At 67.8% G+C, this 13,111-nt stretch carries 16 protein-coding genes and 2 rRNA genes; 4 read left to right on the forward strand and 14 right to left on the reverse strand.

Going from position 1 to position 13,111, the window contains the following annotated elements:
• Nucleotides 1-45: 45 nt before the first annotated feature.
• Nucleotides 46-1,470 carry a type I glutamate--ammonia ligase gene (gene glnA, locus G7043_RS46780; protein WP_166056136.1) on the forward strand — a complete coding sequence of 475 codons (1,425 nt, stop codon included), beginning with the start codon at nt 46-48 and terminating at the stop codon, nt 1,468-1,470.
• Between the two features lie 53 nt (nt 1,471-1,523).
• Here the strand turns inward: glnA and G7043_RS46785 are convergent, their stop codons facing one another.
• Nucleotides 1,524-1,793, reverse strand: coding sequence for a hypothetical protein (locus G7043_RS46785; protein WP_166056138.1), 270 nt, complete (start codon nt 1,791-1,793; stop codon nt 1,524-1,526).
• Between the two features lie 74 nt (nt 1,794-1,867).
• Between G7043_RS46785 and G7043_RS46790 the strand changes: the two genes are divergently transcribed.
• Nucleotides 1,868-2,398 carry an NUDIX hydrolase gene (locus tag G7043_RS46790; RefSeq protein WP_166056140.1) on the forward strand — a complete coding sequence of 177 codons (531 nt, stop codon included), beginning with the start codon at nt 1,868-1,870 and terminating at the stop codon, nt 2,396-2,398.
• Here G7043_RS46790 and G7043_RS46795 read toward each other — a convergent pair.
• From G7043_RS46795 to G7043_RS46805, 3 genes are read right to left on the reverse strand one after another with little or no spacing between them, the layout of a single operon-like run.
• Nucleotides 2,379-2,879 carry an NADAR family protein gene (locus tag G7043_RS46795; RefSeq protein WP_166056142.1) on the reverse strand — a complete coding sequence of 167 codons (501 nt, stop codon included), beginning with the start codon at nt 2,877-2,879 and terminating at the stop codon, nt 2,379-2,381. The genes G7043_RS46790 and G7043_RS46795 overlap by 20 nt on opposite strands.
• 18 nt (nt 2,880-2,897) lie before the next feature.
• On the reverse strand, nt 2,898-3,059 hold the full coding sequence (locus tag G7043_RS46800) for a hypothetical protein (RefSeq protein ID WP_166056144.1): 162 nt from the start codon (nt 3,057-3,059) through the stop codon (nt 2,898-2,900).
• Between the two features lie 55 nt (nt 3,060-3,114).
• Nucleotides 3,115-3,606 (reverse strand): hypothetical protein, encoded by a 492-nt coding sequence (locus tag G7043_RS46805; RefSeq protein WP_166056146.1) that lies wholly within the window; start codon nt 3,604-3,606, stop codon nt 3,115-3,117.
• Between the two features lie 185 nt (nt 3,607-3,791).
• Here G7043_RS46805 and G7043_RS46810 point away from each other — a divergent pair, with 185 nt between their 5' ends.
• A complete protein-coding gene (locus G7043_RS46810) occupies nt 3,792-4,025 on the forward strand; it encodes a hypothetical protein (RefSeq protein WP_166056148.1) in 234 nt (77 codons plus the stop codon).
• A gap of 64 nt (nt 4,026-4,089) precedes the next feature.
• On the opposite strand, the gene G7043_RS46815 is transcribed toward G7043_RS46810, so the two are convergent.
• From G7043_RS46815 to G7043_RS46840, 6 genes are all read right to left on the reverse strand, one after another.
• Entirely contained in the window at nt 4,090-5,022 is a 933-nt protein-coding gene (locus tag G7043_RS46815) for an NADP-dependent oxidoreductase (protein WP_166056150.1), read from the reverse strand.
• Nucleotides 5,019-7,919, reverse strand: coding sequence for a bifunctional [glutamine synthetase] adenylyltransferase/[glutamine synthetase]-adenylyl-L-tyrosine phosphorylase (locus G7043_RS46820; protein ID WP_166056152.1), 2,901 nt, complete (start codon nt 7,917-7,919; stop codon nt 5,019-5,021). The genes G7043_RS46815 and G7043_RS46820 overlap by 4 nt, the downstream gene beginning before the upstream one ends.
• 26 nt (nt 7,920-7,945) lie before the next feature.
• Nucleotides 7,946-8,131, reverse strand: coding sequence for a hypothetical protein (locus G7043_RS46825; protein WP_166056154.1), 186 nt, complete (start codon nt 8,129-8,131; stop codon nt 7,946-7,948).
• Entirely contained in the window at nt 8,128-9,261 is a 1,134-nt protein-coding gene (locus G7043_RS46830) for an inorganic phosphate transporter (protein WP_166056156.1), read from the reverse strand. Before G7043_RS46830 ends, G7043_RS46825 begins: the two co-directional genes overlap by 4 nt.
• Before the next feature lie 86 nt (nt 9,262-9,347).
• Nucleotides 9,348-10,103 (reverse strand): type 1 glutamine amidotransferase, encoded by a 756-nt coding sequence (locus G7043_RS46835; RefSeq protein ID WP_166056158.1) that lies wholly within the window; start codon nt 10,101-10,103, stop codon nt 9,348-9,350.
• Between the two features lie 25 nt (nt 10,104-10,128).
• Nucleotides 10,129-10,560: a rhodanese-like domain-containing protein gene (locus G7043_RS46840; RefSeq protein ID WP_166056160.1), complete on the reverse strand. Its 432-nt coding sequence runs from the start codon at nt 10,558-10,560 to the stop codon at nt 10,129-10,131.
• An 80-nt stretch (nt 10,561-10,640) separates the two neighbouring features.
• Between G7043_RS46840 and G7043_RS46845 the strand changes: the two genes are divergently transcribed.
• The gene (locus tag G7043_RS46845; RefSeq protein WP_313888440.1) at nt 10,641-11,090 is read left to right on the forward strand and encodes an Lrp/AsnC family transcriptional regulator; all 450 of its coding nucleotides are present in this window, start codon (nt 10,641-10,643) and stop codon (nt 11,088-11,090) included.
• Here G7043_RS46845 and G7043_RS46850 read toward each other — a convergent pair.
• From G7043_RS46850 to G7043_RS46865, 4 genes are all read right to left on the reverse strand, one after another.
• Nucleotides 11,073-11,894: a GNAT family N-acetyltransferase gene (locus tag G7043_RS46850; RefSeq protein ID WP_166056164.1), complete on the reverse strand. Its 822-nt coding sequence runs from the start codon at nt 11,892-11,894 to the stop codon at nt 11,073-11,075. The two genes, G7043_RS46845 and G7043_RS46850, sit on opposite strands and share 18 nt — an antisense overlap.
• Entirely contained in the window at nt 11,882-12,709 is an 828-nt protein-coding gene (locus G7043_RS46855; protein ID WP_166056166.1) for a GNAT family N-acetyltransferase, read from the reverse strand. Before G7043_RS46855 ends, G7043_RS46850 begins: the two co-directional genes overlap by 13 nt.
• Nucleotides 12,710-12,816: 107 nt before the next feature.
• Nucleotides 12,817-12,933 (reverse strand): 5S ribosomal RNA (gene rrf, locus G7043_RS46860).
• 94 nt (nt 12,934-13,027) lie between these two features.
• Nucleotides 13,028-13,111, reverse strand: a 23S ribosomal RNA gene (locus G7043_RS46865); the annotation flags it as partial.

Here is a 13,111-nt window from a genome sequence, read left to right on the forward strand (position 1 = left end):
GCTCGCGATGACCAGCCGTTGTCCATAGTCAAGGAGTCGACGAGGGTGTTCAAAAATTCCGACGAGGTGCTGAAGTTCATCTCCGACGAGGGCGTCAAGTTCGTCGACGTGCGGTTCAGCGACCTGCCCGGCGTGATGCAGCACTTCACACTGCCGGCCAAGGCGTTCGACGCCGACGCGATCGAAGAGGGTCTCGCCTTCGACGGCTCCTCCGTGCGTGGCTTCCAGTCCATCCACGAGTCGGACATGCTGCTGCTGCCCGACCTGTACACCGCGCGCCTGGACCCGTTCCGCATCGAGAAGACGCTGATCGTCAACTTCTTCGTGCACGACCCGTTCACGCGTGAGGCCTACAGCCGCGACCCGCGCAACATCGCGCGCAAGGCCGAGCAGTACATCACCGACTCGGGCATCGCCGACACCGCGTACTTCGGTGCCGAGGCCGAGTTCTACATCTTCGACTCGATCCAGTTCGACACCACGGCGAACGGGTCGTTCCACAAGATCGACTCCGAGTCCGGCTGGTGGAACACGGGCCGCGACGAAGAGGGCGGCAACCTCGGCTACAAGGTGAAGTACAAGGGCGGCTACTTCCCCGTCACGCCGACCGACCACTACGCGGACCTCCGCGACAAGATGGTCCTCAACATGGAGGCGAACGGCTTCGCGGTCGAGCGCGCCCACCACGAGGTCGGCACCGCGGGCCAGGCGGAGATCAACTACCGCTTCAACACGCTGCTGCACGCCGCGGACGACCTGATGCTGTTCAAGTACATCATCAAGAACACCGCGTGGCAGGCCGGCAAGACCGTCACCTTCATGCCGAAGCCCCTCTTCGGCGACAACGGCTCGGGCATGCACACCCACCAGTCGCTGTGGAAGGACGGCGCGCCGCTGTTCCACGACGAGAGCGGCTACGCGGGCCTGTCCGACACCGCCCGCCACTACATCGGCGGCATCCTGCACCACGCGCCGTCGCTGCTGGCCTTCACCAACCCGACGGTGAACTCCTACCACCGCCTGGTCCCCGGCTACGAGGCCCCGGTCTCGCTGGTCTACTCCCAGCGCAACCGCTCGGCGTGCGTCCGCATCCCGATCACGGGCAACAACCCGAAGGCCAAGCGCATCGAGTTCCGCTGCCCCGACTCCTCGGGCAACCCGTACCTCGCCTTCTCGGCGATGGTCATGGCGGGCCTCGACGGCGTGAAGAACAAGATCGAGCCGCCGGCCCCGATCGACAAGGACCTCTACGAGCTCCCGCCCGAGGAGGCCCGCGACGTCAAGCAGGTCCCGGCCACCCTCGACGCGGTGCTGGACAACCTGGAGGCCGACCACGAGTTCCTGCTCGAGGGCGGCGTGTTCACCCCGGACGTGATCGACACCTGGATCTCGTACAAGCGTGAGCAGGAGATCGACCCGCTGCGTCTGCGCCCGAACCCCTACGAGTTCGCGCTCTACTACGACGTGTGATCGACCTCTGAACAACGCTGAGGGCCGGGTGACTGGAAACAGTCACCCGGCCCTCAGTTCGTGTGGCTGCCGAGCAACGTCGCACTGCACGCCACGCCTCTCGGACCGGTGATGACCCGGACGTTGGAGACCACGACATCGGCGATGGATCCGGTCGGCAGCTTCATCAGGGCGTCACCGTCGATGAGGGGTTCCGAGGACGTCCCGGCACCGGACCACTGCCAGAACCCACCGGTCATCGTCTCGATCAGATCCGCCCGGTCCAGCTCGACCGTTCTGCCGTCCACGTAGATGAGCTGGGCTGGTCCTGAGTAGCTGAACATCGCCTCTCCCTGCTTTCCCTACGCCTAGACACACGTGTGGCGTGGGCACGAGGTTCACGTGATAGTGCTTCCCCGTGACGGAATGGACGGTGCACGGCACCCGCAGGATCTACGACTCGGAGTGGATGAGCGTCGACCTCGACGACGTCGAGCTCCCCCGAGGTGAACGGTTCGAGCACCACGTGGTGCGTCTGCCCTACCCGTCCACGGCCGTGGTGGTCGTCGAGAAGGACAACGTCCTGCTGATGTGGCGCCACCGGTTCACCACCGGCGTGTGGGGCTGGGAGATTCCGGCAGGCCGCCTCGAAGCGAACGAGACCGCCAAGACTGCGGCATTGCGCGAGACCGAGGAAGAAACCGGTTACCGGCCGCGCAGCATCGAGCCGCTGATCACCATGAACCCGTTGAACGGCATCAGCAACCACGTCACGCACGTCTTCGTCGGCGCGGACCCGGAGAAGACCGGCGAGCACGACCCGGCCGAGGCGGCCAGGGTCGAGTGGGTGCCGCTCAGCAAGATTCCGGCGTTGATCCGAAAAGGACAGATCCCCTGCGGCCTCACGCTGGCGGCCCTCACCACCTACCTCACGCTGCGGACAACCTAGAGCGGACCTCCATCAGGGCCTCGCCGAGCAGGTTCAGGCCGAGCCACGTCGACGGGTCCGCGGCACGCGGGTCCGAGGCGACCAGGCCGATGCCCCACACGCGGTCCTGCGGGCTGGCCTCGACCAGCACGCGCGAACCCGTGCCCAGCAGGTAGGAACGCAGAGCCCGATCCTGGCCGAACTTCGCCAGGCTGCCCTCCACCACGATCTCCAGGCGCGCGGAAACCCAGGTGGCATCGACGAATCCCGACACGGCTCGTCCCAGCGCCTTCGCCTCGGCTGGCGTGCGGGCGGCGAGAACTCGCTCGGCGACGGCGGTGTCGTTGAACAGCAAGGCCTTGCGCCACATCATGTAGTGCTCGGCCGACGCGAACTGTTGTCCCTCAACGACGAACGAGCACGGCCACCACTGCGACAGGCAGCCCTTGCCGATGCTGCCCTCGCGTTCGGGGCGGTGTCCCCAGAAGAACAAGTACTTCACGCGACCACAGTAGGTCGCCTACGGGCGGTCGTCCGACGGGTTTTCGTCCGGTTCCGGCATCTCCGGCTCGCGCCAGGCCTGCGCACGTGTCGGGCCGCCGGCGCGCAGTTCGTTCGCGAGCTCGCGCTTCAGCTCGTCGTCGCGGGCGGGGCCGTGCTGATCACTTCCACGCTGAGCCACAGGTGCCTCCCAAGTGTTGAACACACGAGAGGCGTACCCACTCGGTGGGACCGAATCACCTCGGGATCGGGATGCCCGGCACGGTGATCGCGGCGCCGGTGGGGGCGAACTGGCCGGAGATCGACGAGAACGTCAGAGTGAGCGAGTTCACACCCGTGCCGAGCTTCTCGTCGAGGATGACGGTGCCCTGAGTCGTGGTGCCCTGGGTGACCAGGCCTTCCCACTTGCTGCTCGACGCCGTGTAAGTGCGCTTCAGATCGTCCAAGACCGCGATGCCGTCGCGAGGGAGGGTCATCCTGGCCTGGGAGGCGTTCGTGGCCGTCACGAAGAGCTTCACACGGCCGTTCGCGGCTTCTACGCGTGTGACCTCTATGGTCAGCATGCCGCGCTGCTGCTTGAAGGAACCCGTTTGCACCTTCACGTCTGCGGAAGGCTCAGTGGTTTCCAGTGCGCCATCAGGGGTTTCGACGCCGTTCGACGTAGTGGTCGTCGTCGTGGTGTTGGGCTGAGCGGTGGAGTTGCTGCCACTCAGTGCAAACTGGATCACACCGAGTAGTGCGAGCACCCCAGCAGCCACGCCCGCGATGGTGATCGCAGTCTTTGCTCCGCGCGTGACCCGACGATGCTGCATGACTTCCTCTGTTCGACCCCCGTGACTTGCCCACGCTCCCCCGCTGGGCGCGCCTAGTCTCATATCGATTGGGTGAAACGTCAATGCGCTAGGGTCCGCGCGTGTCCCAAGAAGTCGCCGAATTCACGGCTCCGCAGCTGCTCACCACCCACATCGTCGACTCGGCGGCCGAGGCTCTCGAAGCGGTTCAGGCCGCTGACGTGCTCGACCTCGGTGTCCGCGTCTACAACCGTCTCGTTCCCGACTCCGACGACGCGGAGTCGTTGGAGGAGGAGTGGGTGGTCGAGGTTTACACCAGCGCTCCCGCTGTCGACCCCGACCAGGACGAAGACTGAGCAGCCCAGAAATGGGGGCACTCCGGCAGGAGTGCCCCCAAACCTGAAAACAAACCTGAAGCTTTCAGGCCGTCAGTACGACTTTTCCGCGCACGTGCCCGCCTTCGAGGAGCTTGTGCGCCTTCACGGCCTCGGCCAACGGGAACGTCTGCTGCACCTCGACGCGGATCGAACCGGCCGCCACCCGATCCACCAGCCACTGCGTCTGTTCCCCGTTGGGACGCGCCCAGGTGTTGATCACGCCGTGCTCCAGCGCCCGTGGCCCGTCCACAATGGACGTCATTCGCGCTCGATCGCGCACCAGCTGCAGCGACTGGTCGAACGCGAGCCCGCCGACGTTGTCGACCACCACGTCGACCAGGCCGTCACCGCCGACCAGCTCCGCCACGGCGTCCACCAGCGCGTCACCGTAGGCGACCGGTTCGGCTCCAAGTGAACGCACGAACTCGTGGTTGCGCGGCGACGCCGTGCCGAGCACCCGCGCGGCACCGAGCTCACGCGCGATCTGCACCTGAAGATGCCCGACACCACCCGCGGCGGCGTGCACCAGCACGGCGTCACCAGTGCCGGTGCCGACGGCCTTCAGCGCCTGCAACGCCGTCAAACCGGCCAACGGCAGCGCGGCGGCCGTCACGAAGTCCACGTTGGACGGTTTGCGCGCGATCATCCGGTCCGGCAGCGCGACCAGCTCGGCGTAGGTGCCGAACTGCACGTGGTCTTTACGCCCGTAGGCGAGGATCTCGTCGCCCGGCTTCCAGTCCTGGACGCCGATGCCGACCGCCCGCACGACACCGGCCACATCCCAGCCCGGGATCAACGGCAGGTGGTGCGGCAGCAGTCCCTGCAGGTAACCGGCTCTGATCTTGAAGTCCACCGGGTTCACCCCGGCCGCCTTGACCTCGACCAGGACCTGGTCAGGTCCGAGCAGCGGGTCGGGCAGCTCCTGCCACGACATGACGTCGGCGTCGCCGAACCGGGTAAACGCGATCGCTTTCACGGTTTCTCACCGTAGAAGACTCGCTCCACTACCGCACGTGCACGGCGCGTGGTGCGGCGGTACTCCTCCAGGAAGACACCCGGATCGCCGTTGGGCTGATGCCCCATGACGGAAGCGACGGCGACGAGATCGCGCCCCGACGTCGGCAGCTGGTCGGACGCCTTGCCCCGCACCAACGTAACGGCGTTGCGCGCGTGCGTCGCGAGGTTCCAGGCAGCCGTCAACGCCGCCGCGTCAGCGGAAGCCAGCAGCCCGGCGTCGACAGCAGCGGCCATCGCGGCCGTCGTGGACGGTGTGCGCAGGCCGGGAACAGCGCCGGAGTGCTGCAGCTGCAACAGCTGCACGGTCCACTCGACGTCGGCGAGCCCGCCCCGGCCGAGCTTCGTGTGCGTGCTCGGGTCGGCGCCGCGCGGCAGCCGTTCCGTCTCGACCCGTGCCTTGATCCGCCTGATTTCCCGCACCGACGCCGCGTCCAGGCCGTCAGCCGGATACCGCAACGGCTCGATCAACGCCTCGAAGTCGGCACCCAGCGCGGCGTCGCCCGCGATGAACCGCGCCCGCAGCAGCGCCTGCTTCTCCCACATCTCCGCCCACTGCCGGTAGTACGCGCGGTACGAGTCCAGCGTCCGCACCAGCGGTCCCTGCCGGCCCTCCGGCCGCAGATCCGCGTCGACCTGCAGCGGCGGGTCCTGCGACGGCGCGCCGAGCAGCCGCCGGATCTTCTCGACGATGCCACTCGCCCATTTCGCCGCCTCGGCGTCGGTCACGCCCTCGAACGGCCGGCACACGAACATCACGTCCGCGTCCGAGCCGTACCCGAGCTCGTGCCCGCCGAGCCGGCCCATGCCGATCACGGACAACGCCGCGACGGGTTCGCCGGCCGCGCGCACCGCCGCGTCCAACGCGCTCTGCAGCACCGCGCCCCACACCTCGGACAGCGAGACGCACACCGTTTCGATCGGCATGAAGCCCAACAGGTCCGCAGCCGCGACCCGCAACATCTCGTGCCGACGCAACGACCGTGCGGCCGCAACCGCGCGTGTCAGGTCGTCGTACCGGGAGACTGCGCTGCGCAAAGGATTCCCGACGGCGTGCGGATCACGGCCGACCAACGCCTCGGTGTCCGCGAGCAGCCGCAACACCTCCGGCGCCCGCACCAGCAGTTCGGGCACGAACCGAGAGGTGCCGAGCAACACCGCGAGCCGTTCGACGACAGCGCCCTCGTCGCGCAGAAGCCGCAGGTACCAGGGGGTTTCCGCGAGCGCCTCGGACACCTTCCGGTACGCCAGCAGCCCACCGTCCGGATCAGGCGTCCCGGCGAACAGATCTAGCAGCACCGGCAGCAGCGCACCCTGGATGCGAGCGCGCCGCGAAACGCCGTGCGTCAACGCCTGGATGTGCCGCAACGCGCCGTCAGACGAGGTGTAGCCCAACGCCGCGAGCCGGGCAACGGCCTCCTTGGTGGTGAGCCGCAGTGCCTCCGTCGACACGCCCGCCACGGACTGCAGCAACGGCCGGTAGAACAGCTTCTCGTGCAGCCGCCGGACCTGGTTGGCGTGCTTGCGGAACTCCGCGAGCAGCACCTGGCCCTCCGACTTCTGCCCGTCCGCCGCAAGACCGACCGAGCGCGCCAACCAGCGCAACGCCGCGGTGTCGTCGTCTGCAGGAAAGAGGTGCGTGCGCAGTAAACGCTGCAACTGCAGACGGTGCTCCAACGTGCGGAGGAACCGGTACGAGCGCCCGAAGTCCGCGGCGTCGTTGCGCCCGACGTACCCGCCCCTGCCCAATGCCGCCAACGCGGCAGTCGTCGCCTGAATGCGCAGCTCTTCGTCAGAACGGCCGTGCACGAGCTGCAGCAGCTGCACCGCGAACTCGACGTCACGCAGACCACCCCGGCCGAGCTTCAGCTCCCGGTCAGCCAGCCCTGACGGCACGTGGTCCTCGACGCGGCGACGCATCGCCTGCACGTCCTCGACGAAGTTCTCGCGCTCGGCCGCCGTCCACACGTACGGCCGCACGACGTCGAGGTAGGCCTGCCCCAGCTCGGCGTCGCCCGCGACCGGCCGCGCCTTCAGCAACGCCTGGAACTCCCAGGTCCGCGCCCACTTCTTGTAGTACGACGCGTGCCCGTCCAACGTGCGAACCAGCGCGCCCGCCTTGCCCTCCGGCCGCAGTGCCGCGTCGACCTCGAAGCACGACTGGCCGGCGATCTGCATCAGCGTGCTGGCCAGCCGCGTCGCCACGCTCAGATCGCCCTCGGCGACGAACACGACGTCGACGTCGCTCACGTAGTTCAGCTCGTTCGCGCCGCACTTGCCCATCGCGATCACGGCGAGTTGGCAGCGGTCCGCACCGTTGACGCGTTCCGACGCGAGCTTCAACGACGCCCGTAGCGCAGACACGGCGAGATCGGACAGCTGCGCGGCCACGGTGTCGTATGGAACGAACGGCAACGAGGACTCAACGACGTGCGCCAGGTCGTTGGCCGCAACGAGCAGCAGTTTCGCCCGGTACTCCGTGCGCAGCACGTCGCCGTCCGCCAAGTCCAGCGACACGTCGACCTCGCCGGTGAGCGAGCGCCACCGGTCCGGGTTCACGACGAGGAAGTCCGACAACGCCGTCGACGACCCCAGCACGGCCAGCAGCCGGCCTCGCACCGCGACGTCCTCGTGCAGCGCGGCCGACAGCGCGTCCCAGTCGGCGACCGCTTGGAGCCGCTCCAATCCGCGCAACGCGAGGTCGGGGTCCGGGCAACGGGACAGCGCGAACAGCACAGGTTCGGAGCCGTCGGCCGGGCGGCGGTCAGCCCACAGGCCGAGACCGCGCAGCATTTCCTCGCTGCGCGGCTCGGTGAGACCGAATCTTGCTGGTGAAGAGTGGCGGACTGGTTCGCTCATCAGGAGCCAACCTAGTCCTCACAGAGCTAGAAGACGATCAGAGAGAGTCCATAGAGCACGACGGCGACGCACCCGGCGAAGCTCGCGTACGCCGGCATCTTCTTGTCGGTCGACAACGCGCGGATGCCGAGCACGAACAAAGTCACCACGAGGACCGTGACCAGCAGCGTGGCGCCGAAGACCTGGAGCAGCGCGGTCCAGTTGACGGTCATGCCGCAACCTTGTGCAGCTCGGCCTGAGCGGCCACCTCGTCGACGATGTGCTCGGGCTTCACCGGCTCACGCCGCGACAGGATCCAGATGCCGAGCGAAACGGCACCACCGATGACGGCGACCCCGATGATCCCGCCGGTGCCCGTCGACGCCCACTTGCCCGCGATGGCACCGACGATGCCGGCGGCGGGCAGCGTGAGCAGCCAGCCCGCGGCCATCTTGCCCATGGTGCCCCACTTGACGCCGTGGCGGTCCCGGCCGAGACCGGAGCCCATGATGCCGCCGGACGCGACGTGCGTGGTGGACAGCGCGAAGCCCAGGTGCGACGACGCGAGGATCGCCGTGGCGGTCGAGGTCTGCGCCGCGAAGCCCTGGGCGGGCTCGATGGTCGTCAGGCCGCGGCCGAGCGTGTGCGTGATGCGCCAGCCGCCGAGGTACGTGCCGAGCGCGATCGCGAGACCGGCGCTGACGATCACCCAGGTGGGCGGGCCCGAGCCGGGCGCGAGCGAGCCGGAGGTGATCAGCGCCAGCGTGATGATGCCCATGGTCTTCTGCGCGTCGTTGGTGCCGTGCGCGAGGGAGACCAGCGAGGCGGACGCGACCTGGCCGACCTTGAAGCCGGTGTGCGAGACGCGCGGGTCAGCGGCCTTCTTGAGGCGGTAGACGATGATCGTGGCGAGGGCCGCGACCACACCGGCGACCAGCGGCGCGACGACCGCGGGCACCAGCACCTTGTCGACGACCTTGGCGAAGTGGATGGCGTCCACACCGGACGCGACCCACGCGGCGCCGATCAGGCCACCGAACAACGCGTGCGAGGAACTCGAAGGCAGCCCGGCGTACCAGGTGACCAGGTTCCACATGATCGCGCCGACCAGCCCGCCGAAGATGATCGCGGGCGTGATCTGGGCGTCGTCGACGATCCCGCCGGAGATGGTCTTGGCCACCTCGACCGAGAGGAATGCTCCAACGAGGTTGAGCACCGCCGACAGCGCGACCGCCGTGCGGGGCTTCAGGGCACCCGTGGCGATGGAGGTGGCCATGGCGTTGGCCGTGTCGTGGAACCCGTTGGTGAAGTCGAAGATGAGAGCAGTGACGACGACGATGATCACTACAAGTGCGGGATCCACACTGATCCTCCGGCTGGATCGAACAAGGTGTCCGATGGATGACGGTACCGGGTACTCAGGATGCCCTATAACCTACGAAAGTAACGTCACACCAACGGAAGTTGTGTGCCCAAACACCCCGCGGGCGACAGTTCTCCCCGCACCAGCTTGGCGAATCTGGCCACGAACGGCTGCCACACCTCTTCGAAGTCGCGATGGGCCTCGGCGAGGAAGTCCTGGTCGAAGTGGTGCGGCCGCGCGCAGGCCGCCGATTCAGGATCCTTCGCCGCCCAGTTCAGGACGATTTCCGGGGTCGTTTCGATGTGGAACTGGAGACCGTAAGCACTCGTTCCGACCCGAAAGGCCTGATTCGGGTATTTCGGCGAGGCTGCCAGGTGTTCCGCACCCGGTGGCAGCAGGTGCACTTCGTCGCTGTGGAACTGCAGCACGTCCGGCGTGAACGGCAGGTCCGCGAACAGCGGGTCGGTGCCGGCCGCGTCCCGCTTCGCGACCAGCAACACCCCGACCTCAGGCCCTTGTGGACCCTTGCGGACCTGCCCACCGGTCGCGGCCGCGAGCAGCTGCGCGCCGAGGCAGATCGCGAGCGTGGGAAGTCTCTTCGCCACGGCGCTCGACAGCAGACGGCGGGCGTCGGCGAGCCACGGGTGCTCGAGGTCGTCGAGCGCGCCCATCTCACCGCCGAGGCAGATCACGCCCTGGTAGCCGTCGAGGTTCTCCGGGGCCGGCTCGTCCTTCAACGACACGAGGTGCAGCTCGACACCGTCGGCCTCCAGCCACTCGCCGAGCTTGGCCAACGGGTCGGACTGCGAGGGCTGCAGAACGAGCAAACGCGGTGCGGTCACATAGGTGAGCCTATGTCGGCTTCACTCAGCAATGACACGCGACCTTAGAAACACCTGCTCCGACCAGCTGATCCGACTCGACCGGATAGCCCGCCTCCCGCCACGCCGTGATGCCGCCGGAGAGCCGCTTCACCCGGTACCCCCGCTGCGCGAGAGCGAGCGCGCCCTTGGTCGCGGCGTTGCACTGGAAGCTCTCGCAGTAGCAGATGTAGACGAGGTCGGGGTCGAGGTCGAGCTGCTCGGGCAGGTCGCGGTAGGGCAGGTTGATCGCGCCGGGAATCCGCGCCTGGGCGAACGCCTCCGGTGCGCGCGTCTCCACGAGGACGTATCCCCGCACGTTGCCGTCCTGCAGGTCCCGGTGGACGTCGTCGGGGTCCGCCTCGAACGCGAGCTCGGCGGCGAAGTGGGCGGCGGCGGCGTGCGGATCGGCGGCGGGGAAGCGCAGTGCGTTCGTCATGCCCCTGATCCTGCTTGGACCGCTCCACTTCGGACATGCGGAAGTCCAGGCGTTCAGCGCCTTCTGCTTATGATTTCCAGGTGGAACTCGACGCGGTGGACTGGAAGATCCTCTCGCTGCTGCAGACCGACGGGCGCATGTCGTTCACCGCGCTGGGCCGCGAGGTGTCGCTGTCCGCGCCTGCGGTGACCGAACGAGTCCGGCGCCTGGAGTCGCTGGGCGTGATCACCGGCTTCGTCGCCGTGGTGTCGCCGGCGCGGCTGGGCCTGCCGATCGAGTCCATCGTGCGCGTGCGGGTGCGGTCGCTGGACACGCCGCGGTTCCGGTCACACGTCCTGGTGCTGCCGCAGATCCTCGACGCGGACCACGTGACCGGGGACGACTGCTGGCTGCTGCGCGTCGTCTGCCGGTCGATGGTCGAGCTCGAGGATCTCGTCGAGGTGATGCAGCGCTACGGCGACACCACCACCTCGCTCGTGTTCTCCTCACACGTCCGAAACCGCCCGGTGTCCTCAGAGCTCTTCGGCTGACCACTTGTACTCGGACCAGTCCGACACGTGCCGGAACCCGATGCCCTGGTAGACGGAGTTCGCGGTCGGGTTCGCCAAGTCTGCCGTCAGCACGACGTGATCGACACCTGCCCCGTACGCCCAGCGGCTGACCGCCGCCGTGGCCGCGGCTCCGTAACCGCGCCGACGGTGCCTGGGCGGGGTGTAGACCGGGCCGACCCGAGACACCCCGGCGACCGGTTCGGTACTGGCCGCCCACGAGACCGGCTCGCCGTCGACGAGCCAGATGACGTGCCCCGCCGGCATGGCCCGGCTGCCGCGCATCACCTCCTCGGCCTCCTCTCGCTCGAGTCCGTCCAGTTCGGCGACGAACCGAACCCACCACTCGGTGATCAGGTCTTCGTCGGCGGCCGTCACGAGGCGGGACTCCCCGGGCACGTCGGGAACGACGAGGTCGTCCAGCCGGTAGAGCCGGAGGCGGTAGGTCTCTCTGCCACCGTCGCGCCACAAGGCGCGGAACGCCTCCACGCGGTCCACCGGGCCGGTCACCGCGTCGATCGGCTGGTCACGCACCGCGTCGGCCACGAGCGGGGCTGCCGCGAGTGGCATGGCGGCGACGTGCAACGGGCGGTCCTGCATGCGAGTCGCGGCGCCAACGAGAACTCCGTTGTCGTGCAACGAGATCAACGCCGCAGGCTCGCGGATCCCGCGCCGAGCGGAGTCCACAGTGGTCAGGTGGACGCTGTGGTTCACCGGGTCGGCGTCGAGGAAGTCGCCGGCGACCTCGAGGAAGTCCTCGAGGTTGTCGTGGGTCAGTGCTTCCACCAGAACTCCGCCCAGTCGTCGAGTGGTTGGTAGCCGATGCGTTGGTAGATCGAGTTCGAGATCGGGTTGGTCAGGTCCGCGAAGAGCAGGACGTCGGTGGCGCCCTGGTCCAGCGCCCACTGGCTGACCATCGCGCTGACCGCGGCGCCGTAGCCGCGCTTGCGGTGCTCGGGTGGTGTGTAGACCGGGCCGACTCGGGTCATGCCGACCTGCGGCAGGCTGGCCACGGCCCAGGCGACGGGGGTGCCGTCGATCTCCCAGAGCACGTGGCCGTTGCCGAGCCGCAGGGAGTCGCGCATGGCGTCGGTCGTCCCCAGGTCCGGGGCTTCGGGCACGGCTTCCCTGACGAACGCCTTGCGCCAGGCGCCGAGGAGTTCGACGTCGTCTTCGGTGGCCAGGCGGCCGGCGCCCTCTACGGTCGGCGGGGCCAGGGTTCCTAGGCGGTACAGCCTGGTGGCGAGGGACTCGACGAAGGCTTTGCCCGTCGCTGTGGCGAACGCCGCTGATTTCGCCCGCGGGCCCGTCACGCCGGGGGCGTCCGGGTCGACGTCGCTCACGATCTGCACTGCCAGATTCACCGCATCGAGGGGCAGGTGTGCCGCCTGGAAGGGCCAGGGCGGGGTGCGGATCAGGGAGCCGATCACCTCGCCGTTGTCGTGGAAGGTGATCAGGATCGGTGGTTGGTCGGTGCCGGGCAGCCGGCGGAGGCGGTCGAGTGAGGTCAGCGCGATGGTGTTGCGCACCGGATCGGCTGCGAGCCGATCGTGAGTGGCGGCGTCGAACGATTCCAGGGTGGGGTGCACGACCGCGTCCATGGCTCCATGAGATCAGGGCGGGCAAGTGAGAATTCGCCCCTGAACATGCAGAAGACCCCTGAGAGGAGCACCGAAGTGCTCGACCCTCAGGGGTCTTCTGAAAGATTGTCCGGCGGCGACCTACTCTCCCACACCGTAACCAGTGCAGTACCATCGGCGCAGAAGGGCTTAACTACCGGGTTCGGAATGGGACCGGGTGTTTCCCCAACGCTATAACCACCGAAACACTATGGAATTCAACCTAGAACCCCGATCCAGCGGGGGTTCGATCGGTTCTGGTTGTTCTTCCAGAACCGCACAGTGGATGCGTAGCGTCTTTGTAACAAGTCCTCGGCCTATTAGTACCAGTCAGCTCCAACCGTTACCGGTCTTCCACCTCTGGCCTATCAACCCAGTGGTCTA

It is taken from the genome of Lentzea alba (genome assembly GCF_011067745.1).
Lineage (GTDB): Bacteria > Actinomycetota > Actinomycetes > Mycobacteriales > Pseudonocardiaceae > Lentzea > Lentzea alba.